The 22,720-nt window shown below is 71.4% G+C and carries 20 protein-coding genes; 7 read left to right on the plus strand and 13 right to left on the minus strand.

The window, feature by feature from the left end; translation table 11 throughout:
* Positions 1 to 13 precede the first annotated feature (13 nt).
* On the minus strand, positions 14 to 520 hold the full coding sequence (locus tag FHS13_RS06635; RefSeq protein ID WP_184289236.1) for a type IV toxin-antitoxin system AbiEi family antitoxin domain-containing protein: 507 nt from the start codon (positions 518 to 520) through the stop codon (positions 14 to 16).
* 516 nt (positions 521 to 1,036) lie between these two features.
* Between FHS13_RS06635 and FHS13_RS06640 the strand changes: the two genes are divergently transcribed.
* Both FHS13_RS06640 and FHS13_RS06645 read left to right on the plus strand, forming a co-directional pair.
* Positions 1,037 to 1,984: a GNAT family N-acetyltransferase gene (locus FHS13_RS06640; RefSeq protein ID WP_184289238.1), complete on the plus strand. Its 948-nt coding sequence runs from the start codon at positions 1,037 to 1,039 to the stop codon at positions 1,982 to 1,984.
* A gap of 276 nt (positions 1,985 to 2,260) precedes the next feature.
* Positions 2,261 to 2,560 carry an NIPSNAP family protein gene (locus FHS13_RS06645; protein WP_184289241.1) on the plus strand — a complete coding sequence of 100 codons (300 nt, stop codon included), beginning with the start codon at positions 2,261 to 2,263 and terminating at the stop codon, positions 2,558 to 2,560.
* On the opposite strand, the gene FHS13_RS06650 is transcribed toward FHS13_RS06645, so the two are convergent.
* Positions 2,554 to 3,561 (minus strand): WD40 repeat domain-containing protein, encoded by a 1,008-nt coding sequence (locus tag FHS13_RS06650; RefSeq protein ID WP_343064952.1) that lies wholly within the window; start codon positions 3,559 to 3,561, stop codon positions 2,554 to 2,556. The two genes, FHS13_RS06645 and FHS13_RS06650, sit on opposite strands and share 7 nt — an antisense overlap.
* Before the next feature lie 3 nt (positions 3,562 to 3,564).
* Positions 3,565 to 4,743: a hypothetical protein gene (locus FHS13_RS06655; protein ID WP_184289244.1), complete on the minus strand. Its 1,179-nt coding sequence runs from the start codon at positions 4,741 to 4,743 to the stop codon at positions 3,565 to 3,567.
* A gap of 261 nt (positions 4,744 to 5,004) precedes the next feature.
* Between FHS13_RS06655 and FHS13_RS06660 the strand changes: the two genes are divergently transcribed.
* Positions 5,005 to 5,652: a hypothetical protein gene (locus tag FHS13_RS06660; protein ID WP_221442505.1), complete on the plus strand. Its 648-nt coding sequence runs from the start codon at positions 5,005 to 5,007 to the stop codon at positions 5,650 to 5,652.
* An 11-nt stretch (positions 5,653 to 5,663) separates the two neighbouring features.
* Here FHS13_RS06660 and FHS13_RS06665 read toward each other — a convergent pair whose 3' ends face one another.
* Both FHS13_RS06665 and FHS13_RS06670 read right to left on the minus strand, forming a co-directional pair.
* Positions 5,664 to 6,458 carry an SAM-dependent methyltransferase gene (locus tag FHS13_RS06665; protein WP_184289247.1) on the minus strand — a complete coding sequence of 265 codons (795 nt, stop codon included), beginning with the start codon at positions 6,456 to 6,458 and terminating at the stop codon, positions 5,664 to 5,666.
* Between the two features lie 721 nt (positions 6,459 to 7,179).
* Positions 7,180 to 7,548: a cupin domain-containing protein gene (locus FHS13_RS06670; RefSeq protein WP_184289250.1), complete on the minus strand. Its 369-nt coding sequence runs from the start codon at positions 7,546 to 7,548 to the stop codon at positions 7,180 to 7,182.
* 358 nt (positions 7,549 to 7,906) lie between these two features.
* Between FHS13_RS06670 and FHS13_RS06675 the strand changes: the two genes are divergently transcribed.
* Positions 7,907 to 9,955, plus strand: a complete 2,049-nt coding sequence (locus tag FHS13_RS06675; RefSeq protein ID WP_184289253.1) for an N-6 DNA methylase — start codon at positions 7,907 to 7,909, stop codon at positions 9,953 to 9,955.
* A gap of 42 nt (positions 9,956 to 9,997) precedes the next feature.
* On the opposite strand, the gene FHS13_RS06680 is transcribed toward FHS13_RS06675, so the two are convergent.
* A complete protein-coding gene (locus FHS13_RS06680) occupies positions 9,998 to 10,804 on the minus strand; it encodes a hypothetical protein (RefSeq protein WP_184289256.1) in 807 nt (268 codons plus the stop codon).
* A 274-nt stretch (positions 10,805 to 11,078) separates the two neighbouring features.
* Between FHS13_RS06680 and FHS13_RS06685 the strand changes: the two genes are divergently transcribed.
* Complete coding sequence (locus FHS13_RS06685) at positions 11,079 to 12,473, plus strand: hypothetical protein (protein ID WP_184289259.1); 1,395 nt, start codon at positions 11,079 to 11,081, stop codon at positions 12,471 to 12,473.
* Between the two features lie 230 nt (positions 12,474 to 12,703).
* Here the strand turns inward: FHS13_RS06685 and FHS13_RS06690 are convergent, their stop codons facing one another.
* Together FHS13_RS06690 and FHS13_RS06695 are read right to left on the minus strand one after the other, a co-directional pair.
* A complete protein-coding gene (locus FHS13_RS06690; RefSeq protein WP_184289262.1) occupies positions 12,704 to 13,102 on the minus strand; it encodes a YchJ family protein in 399 nt (132 codons plus the stop codon).
* 118 nt (positions 13,103 to 13,220) lie between these two features.
* Positions 13,221 to 13,844 carry a DUF4352 domain-containing protein gene (locus tag FHS13_RS06695; RefSeq protein ID WP_246404778.1) on the minus strand — a complete coding sequence of 208 codons (624 nt, stop codon included), beginning with the start codon at positions 13,842 to 13,844 and terminating at the stop codon, positions 13,221 to 13,223.
* Positions 13,845 to 14,336: 492 nt separating this feature from the next.
* On the opposite strand from FHS13_RS06695, the gene FHS13_RS06700 reads away from it, so the two are divergent.
* On the plus strand, positions 14,337 to 15,350 hold the full coding sequence (locus tag FHS13_RS06700) for a glycosyltransferase (RefSeq protein WP_184289265.1): 1,014 nt from the start codon (positions 14,337 to 14,339) through the stop codon (positions 15,348 to 15,350).
* 15 nt (positions 15,351 to 15,365) lie between these two features.
* On the opposite strand, the gene FHS13_RS06705 is transcribed toward FHS13_RS06700, so the two are convergent.
* The 3 genes from FHS13_RS06705 to FHS13_RS06715 form a co-directional block, all read right to left on the minus strand.
* Positions 15,366 to 15,608 carry a hypothetical protein gene (locus FHS13_RS06705; RefSeq protein WP_184289267.1) on the minus strand — a complete coding sequence of 81 codons (243 nt, stop codon included), beginning with the start codon at positions 15,606 to 15,608 and terminating at the stop codon, positions 15,366 to 15,368.
* A 334-nt stretch (positions 15,609 to 15,942) separates the two neighbouring features.
* Positions 15,943 to 16,797 carry a poly(ethylene terephthalate) hydrolase family protein gene (locus FHS13_RS06710; RefSeq protein ID WP_184289270.1) on the minus strand — a complete coding sequence of 285 codons (855 nt, stop codon included), beginning with the start codon at positions 16,795 to 16,797 and terminating at the stop codon, positions 15,943 to 15,945.
* A 188-nt stretch (positions 16,798 to 16,985) separates the two neighbouring features.
* On the minus strand, positions 16,986 to 18,038 hold the full coding sequence (locus tag FHS13_RS06715) for a glucose 1-dehydrogenase (RefSeq protein ID WP_184289273.1): 1,053 nt from the start codon (positions 18,036 to 18,038) through the stop codon (positions 16,986 to 16,988).
* 280 nt (positions 18,039 to 18,318) lie between these two features.
* Here FHS13_RS06715 and FHS13_RS06720 point away from each other — a divergent pair, with 280 nt between their 5' ends.
* Positions 18,319 to 20,304 carry a heparinase II/III domain-containing protein gene (locus FHS13_RS06720; protein WP_246404781.1) on the plus strand — a complete coding sequence of 662 codons (1,986 nt, stop codon included), beginning with the start codon at positions 18,319 to 18,321 and terminating at the stop codon, positions 20,302 to 20,304.
* An 83-nt stretch (positions 20,305 to 20,387) separates the two neighbouring features.
* Here FHS13_RS06720 and FHS13_RS06725 read toward each other — a convergent pair whose 3' ends face one another.
* Both FHS13_RS06725 and FHS13_RS06730 read right to left on the minus strand, forming a co-directional pair.
* Positions 20,388 to 20,972: a GNAT family N-acetyltransferase gene (locus tag FHS13_RS06725; RefSeq protein WP_184289279.1), complete on the minus strand. Its 585-nt coding sequence runs from the start codon at positions 20,970 to 20,972 to the stop codon at positions 20,388 to 20,390.
* 161 nt (positions 20,973 to 21,133) lie between these two features.
* A complete protein-coding gene (locus FHS13_RS06730; RefSeq protein WP_184289281.1) occupies positions 21,134 to 22,129 on the minus strand; it encodes a glycoside hydrolase family 11 protein in 996 nt (331 codons plus the stop codon).
* Positions 22,130 to 22,720 lie beyond the last annotated feature (591 nt).

The following is a 22,720-nucleotide window of genomic DNA, read 5'->3' on the forward strand; positions in this document are numbered from 1 at the left end:
GCGTTCGCGCAGCTCATCGGGGTACTTCCTCGGTGCTGCCATGACTCTCATCCTTCCCAGGAATGAAAGCCTCCATCAGACCCGGCACGAAACAATCGGGCACGGTGACCCTGATGCCGTTGCCGATCTCGGTGGTCTCCTCCTCCTGCACGTCCCAACTGTGGAGTTCGATACCGGGCAGGTGGCGTTGGGCGCCCAGGGCGGGGATGGCCATGTGCACCTCCTGACCGTCCCAGCGCCTGAGCCCCTGCATGCCCCACAGCCGAGCCGCGGTCTGTCCGGCGGCCCGAGCATGCGGTCCGAGGGCGAGCTGGGCGGCCATGACCGCATGGTGGAGCCGCTCAGGGCTTGCCTGGGTGGGTTGCAGAGAGCGCACCGCGTAGACCTGGCGGTGCAGGCGCACCCACTCCCCGCCGCGGACGAGCCGCCTCAGGTCGGCCTGGGTGAGTCCGCAGAAACGGGCCTGCTGCCAGGAGATGGCGCCGTACTGGCGGAACGCGGTCGCGATGGCAGCGGCCATGGGCGGCCGCGCGCCGGGGACCGGCCATGCGGGTGGCAGGGCGCCGGCCTCTGGCACAGGACGGGACAGAGGCACCGAGTCCGCGTCGCCCCCGGTCCCTACCGGCACCCAAGCACCGTCCCGGGAGGGCTCGTTCCCCCGCTGCGAGCCAGAGCCTGGGCAAGCTCCGGAGCTTGCCTGGGGCCGGGGGCCGCGGCCCGGCCCCCACCGAAGACCGAGCCCGGGCAGGGATCCGGGACCAGAGACACGGCCGAGGCCGGAGGCAGAACCGGGGTGAGAGCGAGAACCGGGAGCAGAGCAGGACCAGGGGTTCGTGTGCGCCGAAGGGGTCATGGCTCCACTATCGGCAGGTCAGCTCCCCCGCGCCATACTTCGCCGAGGCCTGTGGACAACCCCTCCCCGCTCCCGTGGCCCTGTACCGGCAGCCGCTCTCACACGGGAGAACCATCCGGTCCGGCCGGATGCGCCCTCGGAAAACAACTCGACGGCCTCACACAGTGCTGCCACAGTATCGCCATGGTGAATCCGGAACTCGTGACCGCAGCTGACCTGAAGCTCATGCAGGGGCTGGCACAACACGTCACCGCCAGCCGCCCGGAACTGGTGAACAGCGACGCCGCGTTCGGTGAACTGGCCTGGAACTGGGGCAGGAGACACGCCGGGGAAGGAGCGCACGGTCCGCGCCGGCTGTGGTTCTCCGGCGGGGAACTGGTGGCCTGGGGCTGGGTCTGGCCGCCGCGGCAGGCCCGGTTCGACGACGGCTCGGTGAAGGAGATTCCCGACGCCTATCTGTCCTACCAGGTCCGTCCCGACCACGCAGGGCTGGTCGACGAGGTGATCGCCTGGTACGACAGCACGGCAGCCGGCACCGAGCGCCGGGTCGCGCCGAGCGCCACCGACGGGTTCGCTCTGGAGCGGTGGGCGGCGCACGGCTACGGGACCGACCCGGAATCGCTCGGCGACACCGGCTCCTGGACCCAACTCAACATGCGGGACCTCGCCGAGGTGGAGCAGCCGGCACTACCGGACGGATTCCGGTTCCGCACCGCCGACGAGGCAGGTGCCGAGGCCGCGGTCCGGGCCCATGTGGACGCCTGGTCACCCTCCACCTACACCGCCGAGAGCTACCGGGGCGTCCGGCAGGCGCCGGGATACCGCAGCGACCTGCACGTCCTGGTGGAGGCCCCGGACGGGACGATGGCCTCCTCGACGATCGTGTGGCTCGACGAGGTCAACAGGATCGCCCAGTTCGAACCGGTAGGGACGCACCCGGCCTATCGGCGCCAAGGCCTGGGAAGGGCCATGCTCCTGCACGGAATGCACCTGGCCCGGGAGGCGGGAGCCACCCGCATGGCGGTCGTCTGCCTGGGCGCTCCGGGGCACCCGGGGGCACGGGGTCTGTACTACGGCGTCGGGTTCCGGATGTTCACGCGGGACGCACCACTCGTCAAGCCCGCGGGCTGAAGGTCGACCGGGGCAGCGGCCTTCTCGACCGGCAGACCTGGGCAAGGGCCCCGATCGCGTCCAGTGAGCCCGGACAACGCGAGGGCACTCGATCGCTGTGTTCGGGAGGTGGCATCGGGAAGGCACTCTCCGACCGGGCTCACCTCTCCCCGTACCGCCCTCAAGGGAAAATGCAAGAGGCAAGCACCCGCAGCCCCGGCGGAGTGCTCGTCCCGTCGGCACCGTCTGCCCCATGCCGGTGCCCGAACGTGTGTCGAGACGAGAAGAGGCAGCACCGTGGCCATTACCACCCAGGTACGCACCTACACCGTCCGTGAGGGCCTGCTCGACGAGTGGGCCCGCCGCTGGAAGGAGGAGATCGTCCCTCTGCGTCTGGAGTTCGGCTTCTCCCTCGGTGGTGCATGGCTCGACAGGGAACGCAACCACTTCATCTGGGAGATCTCCTACGACGGCCCGGAGGGCTTCGCCGAACGCAATCGCCAGTACTGGGTCTCCCCCAAGCGCGAGGAGATATCGCTGGACCCCAACGAGTACCTGGTCACCACCGACGTCCGCGAAGTCACCCGGGTCTACTGACCTTCCTCCGTTCTCATCGCGAGCAGGTGCGTACGGCGCTCCTCCGGGGTCAGCGTCCGGAAGGTGCGCCGACGCGCCACGCGCATCAGCTCCTCCAAGGGCATGTCGGTATCCCACACGCGTACGGTTCCGTCCCTGGAGCCGGAGGCGACCAGGCGTGATCCTGCGCTCCAGGTGATGCTCAGAGCCCGGTCACGGTGGACGCCCACCACCAAGGGGTCCTCCCCACTGCGCACATCCCAGACCCGAACAGTGCGATCGTGGGACGCGGTGGCGATCTTTTCCCCGTCAGGTGACCAAGCCACTGCCGGCACGCGACCGCCGTGTCCGCTGAGCACCCGCTCCGCCTGGCCCGTGGCCAGGCTCCACACCCGCGCTGTCCAATCGGCGGAGGAGGTGGCCAGGCGCGTCTCATCGGGTGCCCAGGAGACGGCGTCCACCCAGTTCTCGTGACCGGTGAACACCATGCTTTCGCGGCCGGTGGCCAGGTCCCACACCCGAGCTGTGCGGTCGTCGGAACAGGAGGCGATCATCCGACCGCTGGGAGACCAAGCCAGGCCCACAACCCAGTCCTGGTGGCCGCGCAGTACTGCCAGCAGCGAGCCGTCACGGGCATCCCATACATGGATGCACCGGTCCTGGGCACCTGTGGCGATGCGATCGCCATCGGGTGACCAGGCCACACACCACACCGTGTCGGTATGCCCTCGCAGGACGACAAGTTCCTCCGCAGTGAAAACCCGGGCTGTACGGTCGGACGAGGCGGTGGCCAGCATGCTTCCGTCAGGGGACCACTCCACGTTCCATACACGGTCGCGATGGCCGCGCACCAGGAGAATCTGCTCGCCTGTGGCGGTGTCCCAGACGCGAACGGTGGAGTCACCGGAAGCCGTGGCGACGCGGGTACCGTCGGGATGCCAGGACACGCCCTCGACGAAGTCGCGGTGACCCGTGATTGGCGGTCCCGGGCTCGGCAGAAAAGTCCCGGCCCACAGGCGCAGAACTCAGCGCAGGCCGAGAAGGCCGAAGCCACCTCCGCGGTCCTGGTAGGCCACCACGACCGCACCGGGCACGGACTCCACCGAGGAAACGTGCGCACCGGGGATGCCCAGGTCCACGCGGATGTCCTCGGCGCCGGCCTCCCAGGGACGGAGAACCGCTTCGGGGTCCGTTCCGCTGCCAACCGTGAAGGCCAGGCCCTCGCCCAGGACCGCTACAGGATCCCCGTCGGCAGGGCCGTCCGCGGGACCGAGCTCGGCGGCCTTCCCCCACGAGGGTCCGCGCAGTACACGGCGGCCGTCCTCCTCGCGGGTGACCGCATGGCCGCGGGGGCCGGTGCCGACCAGGTCGACGCGTTCGGCCAGAACTCGGCCGGTGGCCGCGTCCACGAGGTTGGGCAGGGGGTCGATGCCCCACATCAGCAGGCGGCCTTCTCCGGTCGGCACCATGCGGGCGAGGTGGAAACCGAGATCGTCCACGGACTCCTCGGTCCGCCACAGCTCGCGCCCGTTCCCGGCGGCGAGTGCCACCGTCCCGGCGATGCCCTCCTCGTCACCGGGACGTTCGGTGCAGGCGTAGCGGATCACGACCGCACCGCCGGCTGCAACCGGCTTCCCGCTCTCGGCCGACAGCTCTGGGCCGGTCTCGCAGCGCAGCTCCTCCAGCTCCCAACGGGGTTCGCCGCCGTGCAGCGGGTGGGCGACCAGACCGGGGCCCCCGGCGGCTCCGGCCTGCTCGACGGCCAGGTCCTCGGTGAGGAGGATCTCGGTGCCCTCGGCCACGGTCCGTTCGTCGACGACCGCGCCGGTGTGCGAGTCGAGCAGCCGCAGCAGCCGCTCCTGTCCGGCGGGGTCCTCGGCCAGGTGCAGGGCGAGGTGGCGGCCTCCCTCGGCCAGATGCCACCCGGTCACCTGGAGGCTGCCGTCCTGGTGGTCCCACAGGGTCCTGCCGTCGTCGCCGGACAAGGCCACCACGCCCTCCGCCCGGACGACGGCGACACCACCGGGAAGGGCCGCGGTCTCGGGTGCGGAGACTCCGCCGAATCCCCGCTGCCAGGCCACCGAGCCGAAGGAGTCTCGGTGGTCGGCGGCGGCCGGGAGCACTTGCGGCACGCTGCCACCGCACAGCAGCACGGTGGCGGCCGCCAGCGCGAGGGAGAGGAAGCGAAGTACGTTTCTGGGCACCACGAGGTCCGGGGTCGAGAGAGGTGGGGTGGCATGCCCGATCGTATCCGCGCCCGCCGGACGGGTGGCGGCCCCGTCCTCTTGCCGGCCCGGTCACGGGACAGCGTATTTTCTCCGGAATGCAGCGGGGCCGCACAGAGCGGCCCGGGCCGGCCCGGCGAACGGTCGAAGGGGTCCGTTCCGGGCCGTTCGGCGCAGGGATGCGATCGACTCGCGCATGTGTCCGGGGACCGCGCCCGCGGGAAGGCCCCACAATGAGGTATGGACGTCCCCCGGTTGCTGGAAGCCGCTGCCCTGCTCGTTCCCACCGGGACCACCACCGAGAACGACATCACGGTCAACGACGTCTGGGAGTACCTCGCCCGGGACGAGTGGGAGGTGGCCCTCGGGCTGCTGGAGGAACTCGGCGACGCCCCACCGCTTCCGGCGGGCTTCTGGGAGACACTGGCCACCGCGGCCGGGCAGATGCGGCTGGACAGGAGCGCGTCATGGTGCCGTTTGCGCTGCTACGAGGCCCGCAACGGCACCATCCGAGCCGACCTGACCCTCCGTTCGGCAGCCGAGACGCGACGGCAGGCACCTGTCCCCGGCGCCGGCGTCCTGCGACCGATGTGGGACATCGGCGGCCGCACCCCTGTCGGCGGACCGGACCTTCTCGTCGCCCTGCTCTGGGTGGAGTACACGGCCTTCTTGGAACCCGGCGCACGGGCCCCGGTGCGGCTCGCTCCCCTGAGTCCCTCTCTGTGGCACGGCCTCCGGCCCGGCCAGGTGATCACCATGCACGAGGACCGCTCGGTGGTGGGCACGGCGGTCGTCCTGGAGGTCCGACCGCCGATGGATCCGGTCGGCCTCCAAGACGTCGGCAGTGCGGTGCCGCCTCGGCCCGCGGGATCGGCCGGGGTGTCCTGAACGCTCGCTGCTCAGGGCTTGCGGGCCAGTCCGCAGAACTCGTCCATCTCCATGGCCCCACCGGCCTCCGCGGGGTGCGGACGCCACAGCGGACACGGAACCACACCCGGTTCCACGAGGCGCAGGTTGGCGAACAGGGCCGTGATCTGCTCGGGGGTGCGCAGGTGGTAGCGGGCCGAGCCGACCTCGTTCCAGCGGCGCACCGCCTCGACCATCGCCTCTCTCGTCACCGCACTGGTGCTGTGCACGATCGTGAGGAAGCTACCCGGGGCCAGCCCTCCCATGATGCGGTCGACGATGGCGCGTGCCTGAGTGTCGTCGCCGACGAACGGCAGGATTCCGGACAGGACCACCGCCACCGGCCGCGACAGGTCCAGGGTGCGGGCGGCCCCTGTGAGGACGACGAGGGGGTCGCGCAGATCGGCGCAGACGTAGTCGGTCGCACCCTCACGCGTGCCGGTGAGCAGGGCGCGAGCGTGGGCGAGCACCAGCGGATCGTTGTCGGCGTAGACCACGCGGGCGGACGGGGCGAGCGCCTGGACGACCTCGTGGGTGTTGTCGGCGGTGGGTAGGCCGGCGCCGATGTCGAGGAACTGGTCGACGCCTTCCTCCGTCACCAGATGGGCGAGGACGCGCTTGAGGAAGCTACGGGTGGCGAGGGCGATGTCGACGATCTCGGGCAGGGCGGCGGCGATCCGGTCGCCCGCCTCGCGGTCGACCGGGTAGTTGTCCTTGCCGCCGAGCCAGTAGTTCCAGATCCGCGCGGAGTGCGAAACGGTGGCGTCGAGGGGGAGCGTGGCAGTCATTGCGACTCCAGGGAGCGGGGAGACGGCCACCCACCCTACGGCGCTCGGAGGAAACACGCCCGACCGCGGGAGGACGCGCCCCTCGGGGCCCGGCGTCTGCCGTGGTGCCCGCGCCTTGGCGGACCGGTGGCCGGATCCGGCCACCGCCGGAGAACCACTTACAACACATACCGCACGAAAGCTACTTTTCCAGTCATTTCGCCACCAATTGCACCATTCCCCTCATTCCAAACAAAAGGGGCCCCATTGGAAATGAAAAAGTTACCTCGCATGAAAAACATTCCGTGCTATCTTCTTTCCAGCGCGCCTACCCCCCATCACAGGCACGCGGAAGATGCAGCGACACGCACCCTCGAAGGACCTGACCTGCTGTGTCGTCGACACGGTGATCGGGCGAACGAGAGCCCGCGCCACCGACCGCGCCGCGGACGCACCGGCGGCACGAGAAAGTGTCTTCCCGGCCGCCGGACAAGGTCGGCCCCGACGAGAGGGCATGTTTCGGAGTCCGGCCCGAGCACCCCGTCGATGAACCTCCGGGACACCGCCGAGGCCAGCAGGTGCTCCCACTGGCCATCGGTGACCAGTCCTCCGAAACCGCGCCTGGGCATGGGCCCCTCCTTCTTCCGCGCCGTGGACGGCAAGGAGGATTCTCGCCCTCCGGGCGCGGTCCGATACGGCGTTGGCCGACTCCGGACAGCGCCGCGGCGCCCCGGCCCGGGGCTCAGGCCTTGGGATGGTGGTGGCCGCCGGGCGCCAGGAGGGTGATGAGGATGCGCGCCGCCCCGCCGACGGGAGCGACCGCGTGGGTCACGGAGGCGGCGACATGCACCATCCCGCCGACGCCCAGCTCGTGGCTCTCCCCCTCGACGTCGAAACGCACCCGCCCCTCGATCACCTGCACCAGGATGGGCACGGGCGCGCTGTGGTCGGGCAGGCCGGCGTCCTCGGCCAGGGCCAGGTGCATGACGCGGACGTCGTCGTCGGAGAACAGGCGCGCGGGCGAGACGCGGCCCTCCTTGTAGGGGTTCTGCTCCCGGAGCTGGTCGATCCCGGCGGAGACGAGGGTGGCCGGTGCGGTGTCGCGTGTCATGGGGTGCTCCTCCTGTGGCGTTCGTCCGGCCCCAGGCTCGCACGGAAGCGGGCGCGGGGGCCCGCAGCCCCTCCCGGAATGTCGCGGGCCGGGGGCATCGTCCGCCCACGGAGGCCTTCCTCTTGCGCCCGCCCCGCCCTGGTCGAAAATCGGAGGAGCCCCGACTCGGCGGTCTCTCCGACGACGGGCCTGGGGCCTCTCCGGCGGGCGCGAGGACCGGCACCGGGAAGCCTCCCCGCCGCCGCCCCGCCCCCTGTGAACTGCGCCAACCACGGCTCCGTGCTCACGCGGAGCCCCGGTCGGCATGCCCTGTGTATAGTCAGGCCCTGTCAGCGCACGACTCGAACGGGAAGGCCGCATGGACACCGGTGACGTGGAGGTGACCTCCGCCGAGATCGCCCGGATCGCCGGGGTCAAGCCCACCGCGGTCAGCAATTGGCGGCGGCGGTACGACAACTTCCCCGCGCCCGTAGGCGGCACCGACCGCAGCCCCCGGTTCGACCTGGCCCAGGTGGAGTCGTGGCTGGCCGCCCACGGCCGGGAGCCCAACATCGACCCTGAACAGCGCCTGTGGCAGGCACTGGAATCGGTCCGTTCCTCCCTGCCCGCGGCGGACGCCCTCGGCCGGGTGGGCACGGTGCTGCTGCACCTGCACCGCAACCCCGGCCTCCTCGAGAAGGACGCCGACACCGGTGAACTGCTGAGGGCGGCAACCGAGGAGTTCGCGGTTCTGCAGGGGCGCACCGGCCTGGAGACCCACGACGACGACAGCGGTTCCCCGTCCGAGGGCCCGCTGTCGGTACTGGTCGACGCGGCCGTGCAGGCCGCCCGCCGCAAGAGTCCCGCCTCGGTCTTCGAAGGCCTGATGGCACGCCTGGACCAGCGCTTCCCTTCCGGTTCGCACACCGTTCCGCCCGCCCTCGCCGACCTCGTCGCGCACCTGGCGGGCCCCGGAAGCACCGTGGCCGATCCCGCCTGCGGCCGGGGCGAGTTCCTCGCCGCCGCCGCCCGCGCCGGGGTGGACCGTCTGTACGGCCAGGACCGGGAGGCCTCGGCGGTGCGGCTGGCCGCGCTGCGCCTGGCCTTCGCCGGCGCCCTGGACGGGGAGGCGCAGCTGCGGGCGGCCGACGCGCTGCGCTCCCCCGCCTTCCCCGAGGCGCAGGCCGATGCCGTGGTGTGCGCTCCTCCCTTCGGAGAGCGCAACTGGGGTGCCGAGGAGCTGGCCGAGGACCCGCGGTGGACCTACGGGGTGCCGCCGCGCCTGGAGTCGGACCTGGCCTGGGTCCAGCACTGCCTGTCCCTGGCGCGTCCGGGCGGGCGCGTGGTGGTGCTGCTGCCGCCCGGTGCCGCCCAGCGCCCGTCGGGACGGCGCATCCGGCGGGAGATGGTGCGCGCGGGACTCTTCCGCGCGATCGTGTCCCTGCCTCCGGGCTTCGCGGCACACTACGCCGTACCCCTGCAGCTCTGGGTGCTGGAGCGCCCCAAACGCACGGGCGGCGGCGGGCCTGTGCTGGTGGTGGACACCGCCGAGGAGCCGCCCGAGGCCGTCGCCGACACGGCCGGACGCCTCTGGGAGGAGTTCTGCGCCTCCCCCGAGGGCTTCGCCGAGCGTCCCGGCACGGCGCGGACCGTGGACCTGGTGGACCTGCTGGACGAGGACGTGGACCTGACCCCGCGCGTACACCTGCCCCTGCCGCGCACCTCGGCCGGGGACGTGGAGCTGTTCACGCGGCGCCGGAGCCGGTGGGAGGAGGCGCTCGGCTCGCTGCGGTCGCTGCTGCCCGAGGTACCGGAACCGGGCCCCGTGCACACCGACGAGGTGGTGACCCTGGGAGAACTGGCCAAGGCCGGGACGGTGACGATCCGGCGGCCCTCGGCCCGCCGCGCCGACGAGGAGGCGGGACAGCGCACACGGGCGCGGGTGATCACCGGCAAGGACCTGGTGGCGGGTGCTGCGGCCTCACACGAGGAGGAGGTGGACGCCGACCCGATGCGCAATCCCCCCGTGCAGGAGGGCGACGTCCTCGTTCCCGTGTACGCGCCCCGGCCGGTGGCCCGGGTTGCCTCGGCCCAGGACGCGGGTGCCTATCCGGGGGCGGGTGTGTACGTGGTGCGCACCAACCCGGCCGCGGTCGACCCGTGGTTCCTGGCGGGCTTCGTCACCAGCGGAGCGGAGAGCCGCACCGCTGTGCGGGCCGGCAGCACCGGAAGCCTGCGCATCGACCCCTCGCGGATGCGGCTGCCGGTACTGCCTCTGCAGGAGCAGCGCCGCTTCGGGGAGATGTTCCGCCGCGTGGCCCGGTTCCGCGAGGCCCTGCGCGAAGTGGGGGAACTGGGTGACGCGCTCGCCGACCAGGCCTCCGATATGGTCGCCGAGCGCTGGGACGCCCGGGCCCCGCGCACCTGACGTCTCGGCCCCGCCCCGCGTCCCGGGGCGGGGCGGGCCCGGTCAGGTGCCGGCGGAGGCGGCCACCGCGGCCGGGGTCCGGAAGTACTGGTGGGGCTGGAAGATGCAGATGTTCGTCTCGCCCTGCACGTTGGCGTCGGTGACCTCGACGAAGTAGGCGTAGGAGGTGTCGGCTTCCAGTCCGGCGCCCACCTTCACCGCGGAGCGGTTGAGCCCGGCGTCGGCGCGCCCCCTCATCCGCTGGATGAAGATGTTGTCCCACCAGGTGAGGTTCTGGGTGTCGAACTCGCGGGCCGACCTTCCCCGGGCCAGGCGGTAGATGTAGTACGCGTCCGGCCCGCCGTCGAGGTCCAGGGTCCGCCACGAGCACTCCAGCTCGCCGTCATCGGGCACCCCGGGCAGTTCCTCGCGGCCGGAGGGGCTGAAGGAGTCCAGGAGCTGCTCGCGCCGGGCGGTGTAGTGCTCCACCAGTCGCCGCGAGGCGTCGCCGTCCTGCCGGCGGGTGCGGCTCTGCGTGCTGCCGTCGGTACCGCGCACCTCGATGGTGTACTCGCCGCCGGGCAGGAAACCGGTGGGCAGGTTGACCATGTACCAGTAGTAGTCGAGGGTCCGGTCGTAGATGTAGCCGTCGGTGTCGGCCGGGGTGAACAACTGGTTGGTGAACGCGACCTCGTAGCCGCCCGGCCCCCGGGCGGTGATGGACTCCACGAGGTCGGGGGTGGGCACGCCCGGGGTCGGGTGGAAGGAGACCAGGAACTTGTGCTGCTCCTTGGGCAGCGGGGTTCCGTCGAAGTCCCAGTAGACGTCGCAGGCCATGATGTCGTAGATGCGCAGGGGGGATCCGGTCACGGCGTTGTTCCTCTCGGTAGCGGTCGCTGGTCCGAGTGTCCTCCAGGCGGGACCCGCGCGCATCGGTCGATTGCCGGTTTTCGGACCGTCCCGCCTCCGTTCCCGGCCTTCCCGGAGACACATGAAAAATCCTCGCATTCCGCCATATCCGGAGCTTTTCCGCAGCGGGATCCCAGGTTTTCCCGGCGGATGTCGAGGAAAGCCCACGCAGTCTGTCACGGGAGCGGTAGAAGAGACGTGATCTGCTTTCAGCGAGGAGAAACCGGGAGCGGACATGCCCTCTCACCCCACCCCCCACCGGGACCTTCCGCCGTGCTCGGCCCGCCCCGCAGCCCTGCACCCGGCAGCGCGTCTGGCCTTCACCGCCTCCCATTCCCCCCTGTACGCCAACACCCTCGCCCTCGCGCGCTGGACCGGGCCCGCCGTCCCGGTCACCGCGCGCGGGATCCCCGAGCTCTCCCTCGTCCGCGAGGCCGTGGAGGTCCTGGCGCTGCAGCAGGAAGGTGAGCGGCCCGGCCCCGGTGTCCGGCGGCCCGACCGCTTCGGTTCCCCCTCGGGGACCCCGGCCTTCGACCTCCCCTGGTGGGAGGCCGTCCGGCTCGGCATGCTCGAGGTCCGCTCGGGCCGCGCCAGGCCGGCACCGAACCTGGAGGAGCGATCCCGCGATCCCGACCAGGTCCTGCGGTGGTGGACCGACATGTTCGAGACCACCGTGGAGTGCTGGCGCGGCGACCTGGCCGCGCTGGAGCCGGACGCGACCGGCGTCGGCCTGCTGCCGCGAGTGCTGCGTGTGCTCTACGACGCGCCCGACCGGTGCCGCATGCCCTTGGAGCAGCTGACCGAAGCGCTGCTGCCCGGGCCCGGCCTGTCCGAGCACGCACGCTCCCGTCTGCCCGAACTGCTGAGGTGCATGTTCTCCCAGCTCGGCGAGACCGGTGCGGTACGGGCCGGCCGCCTCTCGCCCGTACCGGACCGCGGTCCCGGGTCCCCGTACCTGGTCAGGCTCACCCCCCTGGGCCGCTACGGGGTGCGCGGACTCCTGCTCGCCTCAGGGGTGCCCGCCCCGCTGGTGGAGGACTTCGCCAAGACCGACGCCGCCACCTTCCTCGACTCGCTGCCCTCCTTCTCCGACGACGGACGGCTCATCGCCGTCGACACCTGGACCGCGGCGCGCGCCCCCGCCCGCGTGCTGTGGGAGCTCAGCCGGGTGGTGGACGGCCCCGGGCTGGTGCTGCGCCGCCGCGAGGCCGCGAGGGTCATCGGCACCGTCTGCTCGGAGCTCGTGCCGCAGCTGCGCTCGATGGCCTCCTCGGGCCGGCCCGCGCTGTCCGCCCTGGCCGCAGCGGTCCTGGTGACCTCGGGGATGCTGGACCAAGCCGAGGTCAACGCGGTCCTGGATCAGCACGCCCCCTGGGTGATGGTCGACATCACCGCCACCGCGCTGGCCGAGGGCGAGGACCCGGTCGACTTCCTCTCCGGGATCACGGAGGGGCTGGAGTCGGTCATCATCGACAACGCCGACTTGCTGGCGCGCTCGGAGCACCCCGACGCGCTGCGGGTGCTGGACGCGCTGGCCAGGCACCACCCCGACCCGGGGACCGCGGCGCGGGCCCGGGAGGCCGCGGACCTGGCCTGGGCCTGCCGGTCCCGGGGGCGCTTCCGCCGCTAGGCCCCCGGCCCGCGCCGCGGGGCTCGACGGCTTCCCCTGCCCGGGCAGGCCGGCGGCCTACCTGTCCGACCGCCGCGACAGGGGCATCCCACGGGCCCCGGAGCCGTCGGTCGGCAGGCCCCTCTTCCGAAGGGCCGGCCGCGGGCGCCTTCCGGCAGGACGGGCGGGTCTCTGCCGTCCTGCGGAAACACGCCGGACCCCGAGGCGGACGGGCCGGTCCTGGACGGATCTCAGAGAGCGTCGAGGTAGACCCAGTCGCCCTCGTGGCGGACGAACCTGCTGTGCTCGTCGAGCGTGCCCTCGCGTCCGTTCTCCCGGTACACGGCGCGGAAGGCCACCGTGCCCTCCTTGTGGAAGGGGGTTCCACCGGTGGTGGAGAGCACCTCCAGCCGCACCCACTCGGTGCGCGGGTCCAGGTCCAGGGAGGCGGGGCGGGTGTCGGGGTGCCAGCTGCGCATCAGGTAGGCGCGGTCGCCGACCGCGAAGGCGCTGTAGCGCGAGCGCATGAGCTGCTCGGCGGTGGCGGCCTGGGCCGAGGCGCTGTGCAGGCGGCCGCAGCACTCGTCGTAGGTGCCCGGTGCACCGCAGGGGCAGGGCGAGGCGGACCGGGGAAGGCGGTTGCGTGGCATCCCCCCATTGTGCCGCCCCGCGAGGTGAGGTGCGGTCGAACCGATCCCCGGAAGCCCTCAGCCGCCGGCGCTGAGGCGGCCCGCCGCCCGATCGCGCGGGCGGCGGGCCGCACGGCGGTTACCGCACCTCGGCGGTGTAGGTCTCGCCGAGGCCGAAGGAGTCGTTGAACTCGACGGAGGCGGCGGTGAAGGCGCCCTCCGCGGTGATGGTGCCCTCGGCTCGCTGGCCGGGGCTCAGGGTCACGGCGTCGATCTGCCCCTGTCCTGCCATCAGGGAGACGTTCTTCTTGGTGCCGTCGTCGGCAACGATCTCGAAGTAGAGGGGGTTGACGTCGATGTCCTCGTCCCCGTTGTTCTCCACCGTGACGTACACGCTGGTGTGGTCCCCGCCGGTGTCGAGGACACCCGGCTCGTACTCGACGGCCTCGGCGGTGAGGACGACGTCCTGCGGCTCCTCGGCCTCCTCCGTCTCCTCCACCTCCTCCCCTTCTGCCGCGGCCTCCTCGGCGACCTCCTCGGCGGGCTCCTCCTGTGCGGTCTCCTCCTGCGCAGTCTCCTCCCGGGTGGTCGCGGAGTCCCCCGAGCCGCCCGAGGAGAGCACCGCCACGCACCCGGCGAACAGGAACAGGACGACGAGGACGGCCAGGCAGCCTCCGCAGCCGAGGCCGATCTTCTTGCCCGTGGACATGCCCTGCTTCGGGGGCGCGGGCGGGCCGTAGGGGGGCTGCGGGGGCTGGGCCATGGTGCTCTCCGGTCTGTGTACAGGCGGTCCGGCGGACCGCCGGGGGACGTCGCGCGTCGGGGGCCGTGCCGGTCGGGGAAGGGCCGAAGGCGGTGTCTCCACGCCTTTCCCACCCAGTACGGGCGATACGCTCCCTCTGACGCGAAGCACACACTACACCAGTACGTGTGAACTATGCCAACCATGTACACGTTAGAACGTGAACAAGTACTCCCAGGGCTGCGCACACAGAGATCCCCGGTGCCCTCACACGCCGGTGCCGCACCGCCCGGGCAGGGGCAAAGCGTGTGTGCCCTCTCCCCCTGCGGTCGGCAAGGGAGCGCCCAGGCGCACGGAAAATCTCGAAGACCGCTCCCGGTCTGCGCGCCCCGCCGCCACGGAACCGCCAAGCCGCGGTGATGGACAGGGGAGGCCGCCCCGTCGCCGTGGGAACAGTGACCCCCATGACCGCACGGAACAGCACCCCCGGCTGCCCACGGAAGGTGGTTCACCATGACTGTGCTGGAGTTCCGGGTCCGCAGCCCCCTGCGGCTGCTCCTGGTCCCACCGCCCCGGTACGGACCGGCCTCGGCGGAACACGCCGGCATCGAGGAGGTGCTCACCGAACTGCGCGAGCACCTGATCTCCTTCGGTCACGAGGCCGCACTGGCGGACCCCGAGCAACCGGCACCGGCGACGGGCTCCGTGCTGCGGCTCGCCGAGGAGCTGCGCCCGCATCTGGTCCACGAGCACGCACCGACCGCGCAGCCCGCTGTTCCCGCGTTCCCCGCCCCCACCCTCGTGACCGTGCACGGGCCCGTGGCCCCCGACGTCCCCGCGCGCCCCGGAGCGGGCCTCGTCGCGGTCTCACAGGCCCAGCGGCGCTCGGCACCGCGGCTGCCCTGGATCGCCACCGTGCACAACGCGGTGGCTCTGCACCGCTGGCCCTTCCGGCCCCGGGACCGGAAGGAGGACCACGTCCTCGTCCTCGGCCGCTGCGCACCCGGTGAGGGGATCGACACCGCGATCCTGGCCGCCCGGGCCGCGGGCCGGCGCACCGTGCTCGCGCTGAGGTGCTCCGGACCCGACGAGCAGGAGCACTTCGACGCGGCGGTCCGGCCCCTGCTGGGACCCGACACCGCATGCCTGGGCGAGCCCACCGCGGAGCAGAGGGCGGAACTGCTGGGCCGGGCGGGGTGCCTGCTCCTGCCCGGCCGCCGACCGGAGCCGTGCGGTACGGCCGCCGTCGAGGCGATGGCCTGCGGCACACCGGTCGTGGCGCTTCGTCACGGCGCTCCGGCCGAGACGGTGATCCACGGTGTCACCGGAGTACTGGCCGCCCGGGAGGAGGAACTCGCCGCGGCGATCGGCCCGGCCGCGCGACTGGACCCGCGCGCCTGCCGCGAGCACGTGCGCCGCCGTTTCACCGGCAAGGCCATGGCACTCGGGTACGAGAGGACCTACCTGTCCTTCCTGAGCGGAAACCGCGCACGGGCCGGCGGGCGGGGAGACCGCCCCGTGGCCTGAGCCGCCGCGACCGCCTCAGTCCGCGGGCTCGGAGGCGGTGGTCTCGACGCTGTTGGGCGCACGGGTGTCCTGCGGGTCGCCGGTGTCGCTGCTGCCGATGGTGAAGAAGGAGCCGAGGATCCCGATCACGTACACGAGGAGGATGAGGACGAGGCACCCGGCGCACCCCAGGCCGACCTTCTTCCCCGCGGACATGCCGCCCCGGGGCCGGTCGGGAGGCGTGGAGGAGTCGTGGGGAGGCTGCTGGGATTCGCTCATGGCATAGCTCCGCTCTGTACGGACAGGGACGCGAATGGGCGGGACCATTGCTTCCGGACGCTCCGGCACCGTACAACACGGCATTCGGCAAATGCCAAGCAACTCTCTGCCCTTGCCCGGAACTCTCCCATTCGATTTCTGAAACCCGGTCGTACACAAAAGGAACACAAAAAATGGCCAGGGTACGCACCGGGCCGGGCTCCCCGCCCCGCGCGGCCCGCCTTCGGGCCGGGAGGGCACCCGCGGCCTCGGGGAGGCCGGACACCACCGGGCGGCCGCGCGAGAGCGGCCGCCCGGGGTCCGCCGGGGCCGGGGCCGGCGGGCCGGGAAGAACCTAGGACAGGTTCTTGCTGTCGGTGTCCCACTCGCCGGCGCACAGGCCGCAGTCGGGACCGACGAACTCCCGGCGGGCCTGCTGGTCGCCCTTGAGCTGCCACTTCAACCAGGCCGTGCCCACCCGGCCGTACTCGCCCCCGTTGGGCTCGGCGAAGGTGCCGTAGTGGCCGACGTCGAGGTGGCCGATGAAGGCGGGCAGCCCCCGGGGCAGGCGGCCGTAGTCGTCCAGGGCGTTCTCGTAGGCGATGTCGCTCGGCCCCCCGGTGAAGTAGGCGATGGGGGCGTGCAGGTCCTCCAGCAGGTCGTTGTCGCGGTCGCTCAGCAGGCCGCTGTTCCACAGCACGGTGGTGTCGATGCGCGGGTCGTCGGCGACCTCGTAGGTCTCCAGCCCGCCGCAGGACTGCCCCATCACGGCGATGTTGTCGGTGTCGATGCGCCCCCGGTACTCGCTGAACAGTCGCCCGTTCTCCTCGATCGCCCAGTCGACGGCCTCGATGAGCATGTCGGCGTCGGTGCGGCCCGAGCCGCCCGGGCGGCCGTTGGCGATGACCAGGAAGCCGTGGGAGGCGAACTCGGTGAGGATGTTCTCGAACCAGGTCCCGTCGGCCCGGCAGGCGCCGTTGCCCCAGGCGACGACGGGCAGCCGCTCGCCCTCGGGCAGGTCGACGGGGCGGTAGACGGTGTGGTCGCGCAGGCGCCAGGTGGTGGTGTACTCGGCATCGTAGGGGCCGGTGCCGCCCATGGTCTCGACGGTGTCGGCGGAGGCAGCCGACACGGCGGGGGCGAGGGCGACGGCCGTCAGCAGGCCCAGGAGTAGAGCGGTCGTTCGGCGAAACGGATTTCGCGATCGCATGTCGCGGCTCCTCTGATTTCAGCGGGGTTTCGGGGGGTGTCCGACGCGCCGGACTTCGAATATTCGTCACGCACCGCAACGTGTCAACGACAGCAGAAAAGGACACGTGATTTCACCGATGCCTTTCCTCCCGTTTTCCCGGAAAACACGGGAGGCGGAATCCACTCCGGCCGGAGGTCCCCGCGCCCTCAGAGGTCGATGACGGTCTTGACGCCGTCGCCGCCCGGCCCGAAGGCCTCCAGGGCGTGCTCCAGCGGCAGCCGCCGGGTGATCATCCGCTGCAGCCAGGAGCGGTCGGCCGCGGCCAGCGCCCGGGCGGCCTGCTCGTAGTGGCGCAGGTTGGCGTTGACCGACCCCAGGAGGACGTCGTTCTCCAGGACGAGCTCGCGGTTGACCGCCCCCGCGTCGATATCGACCGTGCGGCCCCGCCCGGAGAGCCCGGTGAAGCACACGATCCCGTAGGGGGCGTTGCGGGACATCACGTCCACGACCAGCTCGGGGGCGCCCGTGGCCTCGATGACCACGTCGGGTTCTCCGCCCGCCGCGGCGACGGCGCCGGCGACCCCGCCCGTGTGGTAGGCGGCCCCCAGGTCGGCGACCAGGGCGGGCTTGACGCCCTCCTCCACCATGTCGAGCACGTGCACCTCCAGGCCGCGCTGCACGCCCATCAGGGCGGCCAGGAGGCCGATCGGCCCCGCACCGGTCACCAGCAGGCGGCGGGGCTCGAACCAGGACCGGTTGCCGATCTTCTCGATCTGCTCCCAGGCCTTGGCCACGACCGTGGCGGGCTCCATCAGCACCCCGACGCGTTCCAGTCCCGGGTCGAGCCGCACCGCGTAGTCGGCCTCCACGGTCCAGACCTGCGAACCGTAGCCGTGCAGGCCCTTGATGCCGCGTTCGGTGAAGAGACCGTTGCGGCACATGTCGAACTCACCGCGCGCGCACGCGCCGCACGGTTCGGGGTCGGGGCGGCGCACGACCCCGGCCACCAGGTCCCCGGTCGCGAAACCGCTGTCCGGCGGTGCCTTGCGCACCCGCCCCAGCGACTCGTGGCCCAGGATCAGGTACTCGGCACCGGGCGGCGCGGAGCCGTGCTCACCCCGGACGATCTCCCGGTCGGTGCCGCAGATGCCCAGCGCCACACCGTCCACGAGCAGTTCCCCCGGCCCCGGCACGGGTTCGGGGACCTCGCGCACCTCCGGTGTCCCGGGCCGCGACGGCACCACTGTCAGAGCGCGCATGGCCTTCCCTTCCTCCCCGGGCCGCACGGTCCCCTGTCCGGCGGCTCCTTCTCCCGGCTACCCGGACGGCGCCCGCGGCACACGAGGCGGGCACCTCAGGAAAGATTCGATTACCCAATTTTTTTGCCGAACGAGGAGAATCCCCTCCGAACTCCATGAAACCATCACCACCCTCCGCCATTTCCCTTGTTCCCCACGCGCACACCGGACGGCGCCCTACACTGAAGAAGGGAATCGCCTTTGGGAAATATCCGAAACCTCCGAAAGGGAATAATCCAGCATGTCACCAGAAGAAATAAGGTCAGCACTGGCATCCTCCCCGACACACCCCTACGAGACCCTCTTTCCCGATGACCACTGGGGGCACAGAACCCAGGCGGCCGCGAACAAAACGATCTCGGGTGTGTGGAAACTTCGCAATTTTCCTGAAATCAACGTGAACCCGCCCGTCGACTGGGAAAAGGCAGCATCCCCCAACAGGGCGTGGAATTTCCATTTCCACTCCTGGGACTTCCTCAGCTGCGTCCTGGCGGCCCATGACCGGACCGGGGAGCCCCGCTACCTCTCCTGGGCCGTGCAGGTCGTCTGCGACTGGGCCAGGTGCCACCCGCAGGTCGCCCCGGGGATGGCCTGGTACGACACGGCGATCGGACTGCGCGGCTACCGGCTCGGTTACGTCGTGGAGCGGGCCGCCCGCTCCGAGCACGTCGGCGACGCCGACCTCACCCTCCTCCTGCGGTGCGCCGAGCTCCATCTGGAGGCGCTCTCCGACGACCGGTTCTTCGCACCCCACTCCAACCACGGCTTCTACGTGGCCGCGGGGCAGCTGGCCCTGACCCGCAGGCTGCGCGGCCTGCCCGGCCTCGGGATGCACAGGAGGCAGGCGCGCGAGCGCGTCCGCCAGCTGGTCAGGACGCAGTTCACCCCCGGCGGGATCCACCGGGAGCACTCCCCCGGATACCACCTGGTGGCCGCGGCCACCTTCCAGAAGCTGCTGGACACCGGGCTCGTCGGCGAGGAGGAGTTCCGGCCCATGCTCGACCGCATCCAGGAGGCACTCGCCTGGTTCGTGCTCCCCAACGGCCGCCTGGCCATGTTCGGGGACACCAGCCACGTGAGCGTCCTGCGCGAGGAGCAGCCGCACATCGCCGACCCCGCCCTGACCTTCGCCGTCACCGGAGGCACCCGCGGCAAGGCGCCCAACGACCGCTGGCGCTCCTTCCCCGAGGCCGGTTACTTCATCGCGCGCGACCGCTGGCCCAAGGGCCCCGAGGACTACGCCGACTGCTCCTACCTGGCGCAGACGGCAGCGTTCCACTCCAGGACGCACAAGCACGCCGACGACCTCTCGATGGTCTGGTACGACCGGGGCCACGAGATCCTCGTCGACGCGGGCAAGTTCGGCTACCTCGACCAGACCACCCCCGACAGCGACCTGGGCAGGGCCGGTTTCCCCTACGCCCACCCCTCACGCGTGTACGTCGAGTCGACCCGGGCCCACAACACCGTGGAGATCGACGGGGCCAGCTACCAGCGGCGCGGCGTCACCCCCTACGGCTCGGGGATACGCCGGGCGGGCGAGCACCGGGGGATCCTCTACTGCGGAACCCACGTCAGGCACAACAGGACCATCCGGCACGCCCGCACCCTGGCCCTGCTCCCCGGCGAGTGGCTGCTGGTCCACGACTGGCTGTGGGACACCGCGGAACGGCCCCACACCTACACGCAGCGGTTCCACTTCGCGCCCGAGCTCGACCTCTCCCCGGTCGGCGACCGCTTCGCCGCCGATCTGCCCGACACCAGCCGGCTCCACGTCGTACCGCTCCTGCCCGCGACCGCCCTGCCACCGGTCAAGGGGCAGAGGGAGCCCGACCTGCTGGGGTGGATCTCGCGCAGGGACGGCGAACTCCGCCCCTGCTGGACGTCGGCCTACCAGATCGCCGGGGAGCCGTCCTGCTCCATCTCCACCCTCATGGCCTTCGGCAGGAAGGCCCCCGAGCCGGGGCTGTCCACCGTCGACAAGCAGGGCGAGAGGGTGTGCCTGCGCTGGGCGCACGAGGGTGAGGACTGGACCCTGTCCTTCGGCCGCCCGGACCGCAAGGACTTCTACTTCCACATGGAGCGGGAAGCGGTCCCCTACGAGCCCACGCCTCTCCAGCGGGTGGTCGACTGGATGCGCGAACGCCTGCCCGTCCTTCCCGGTGACGGCCTGGCGGAGGAGTCCCGTCGGGAGAGCACCGCCGGACGCCTGTACAGCCGGCGGTGACCCGGCGGGGGCGGGGCTGCGCCCCCGCCCCCGCCGCGGTCCGGGACCGGAGATGCACCGCCACGGCCCCGGGGACGCGGCCGTCAGCCTTCGGCCGGGCGGAGCATGGCCCAGGTCCGGGGGCCGCCACCGGGCAGGTCGTACTCGGCGGTGACCTCGAAGCCCAGCGTCTCGTAGAAGCCCACGTTGCCCGGTTCCGAGGTCTCCAGGAAGGCGGGGACGCCGGCGGCGTCGGCCTCGCGCAGGCCGGCGGCGACGACCGCCCGGCCCAGGCCCCGCCCCTGGAACTCGGGGCGGACCCCCACCGTGCCCAGGAACCACACCGGGTGGTCGGGCCGGTGGCGGGACATCTCCTCCTCCGCCGAGGCGTAGAACTCGGCACGGTCGCCCGCCAGGTCGGTGAAGACCGGCAGAAGGTTCTCCATCACCTCGGCGGCCCCGCCCGACTCGGGCGTGGTCCACACGGCGACGGCGCCGAGGTCCTCGGACACCCACACCCTGCCGTGGGGCAGGCCGACATCGCTCAGGAACAGCCGCTGGAAGCGGCGCAGCCGGTCGGGGTGGTTCTCGGCCGCGATCGTGTGGCGGGTGAAGGCGTAGTCGGCGAAGGCCGCGGTCAGGGTGTCGGCGGCCGCGTCGACGTCGTCGTCGACGGCTTCTCGGATCACGTGTCTCCTCCTCGTCGGTACCCGGTCCCCGACCGGGCACAACGGAAGAGGCTACCGGCGGTCTTTCCGGCCGGACGCGGAGGCCCGGCGGCGGGCCGCCCACCGCCGGGGCGGACGCGGCGGCACACGGCCGCCGCGCCCGGGGGCTGCTCAGGAGGGGATCAGTTCGCGCTGCACGTGACTGTGGGCCAGGTCCAGTTGCCGTTGTGCTCGATCGTCACACCCCAGTTGTTGCCGTTGCCGTTGGGGGTGGCGTGCATGACCTGGGAGCTGGGCCAGTTGGCGCTGACGTTCCAGGTGGCGCTGATTTTGGCCGGGGAGGGCACGTTCATCGTCACGGTCCAGTTGTCGGAGCCCGAGACCGAGACGTTGAGGTTGTAGCGGTCGTCCCACTGCTGCCCGGCGGACAGCGTGGCGGTGCAGCCACCGCCGCCCGGGTTGCCGGGGTCGGGGTTGCCGGGGTTGCCGCCCCCGGAACTCCCCAGCGTCACGTTGGAGCTGCCGCTGCTCTGGTAGCCCTCGGTCGCCATGATCATGTAGTCGTGGTTGCCCAGGTTCATTCCGTGGCGGGCCCAGGCGTCGAAGTGGTTGCCGGCGTTGATGCTTCCGCTGGAGCGCCTCGACTGGCGGACGCTCCAGTACTGGGGGAAGGTCTGGGTACCGTCGATGGAGGGGGCGTCGTAGCGCATCGTGCGGTAGATGTCGTAGGTGCCGCCGTCGGTGGTGACCGTGCCCTTGTAGTCACCGGTGGGCCGGTAGGTGCCCCAGTTGTCGACGATGTAGTACTCCACGAGGGGGTTGCGGGTCCACCCGTAGAGGGTGAGGTAGGAGTTGCCGGAGGGGTTGAAGTCGGCCGAGTAGTTCACGGTGCGGCGCCCGCCGGTGCTCCATCCCTTGCCGGCGACGAAGTTCCCGGTGTTGCGCCACGAGGTGCTGTAGTTGCCGCCCTGGCCCAGTTCCATGGAGACGGTGCCGGGGCTGTCGGTCCAGAACGAGTAGAAGTAGCCGCCGTGGTTGCCGGTCTGGTTGGAGGTGACGGCCGCGGCGGCGGTGCCGGGCAGCATCGCCGCGGCCATCACGAGTGCCGCTGCGGCGGCGCACGCTCGGCCGGCGAGCCGCCGCAGGCGGTTTCTCGTACGGGTGGGGGTGAAGGACATGCTTCCTCCTGGTGAAAGCGGGTGGGGGCCAGGAAGCGCGAGACGACCCGGCGGGGTGGTCGGCGGCCGGAAGAGGCCTCCGCACGTCGGCGTCGGGCAACGCGGCGAGTTTGTCCGGTTGCTGTAGGTGACAGTATTTGTTCGACCTCTCCGGCTGTCAACAGTTTCCGGAACCTTTCAGGAAAGTTAATCTGCCCAAGAAAGCATAAACCCAGGACAGGCGGCGCCTCCTGGCACTCCATCCCGGAAAGTACGGCGAAACCCTCAACACAAAGGCCTACGACAGGGACAAAGTTGCCGAAAATTTTCGGACACCTTCCGGGGTGGAACGAGCGGTCCGAGACATGGCGGGAGCCGGTGCCCGCAAGGCCGCACCCTCGGCGGGCACATCCTGCTCACCTTCCCCGCCCGCCCGGACCATGGGCATGTGGACGCAGGAGGAAGTGCAGGCGCAGAAGCGGCCGAAGGTTTCCAGTCACCCTCACCCTGACCAGCGGCTTTTCTTCTCGCGGTCTTGTACTTGCGGTCACTTCGGCCGGCTGTGGAACAGCAGTAGAACGGGGTGAAGTCGACTCCGGACACCAGATCACG

Source organism: Nocardiopsis algeriensis (assembly GCF_014203695.1).
Lineage (GTDB): Bacteria > Actinomycetota > Actinomycetes > Streptosporangiales > Streptosporangiaceae > Nocardiopsis > Nocardiopsis algeriensis.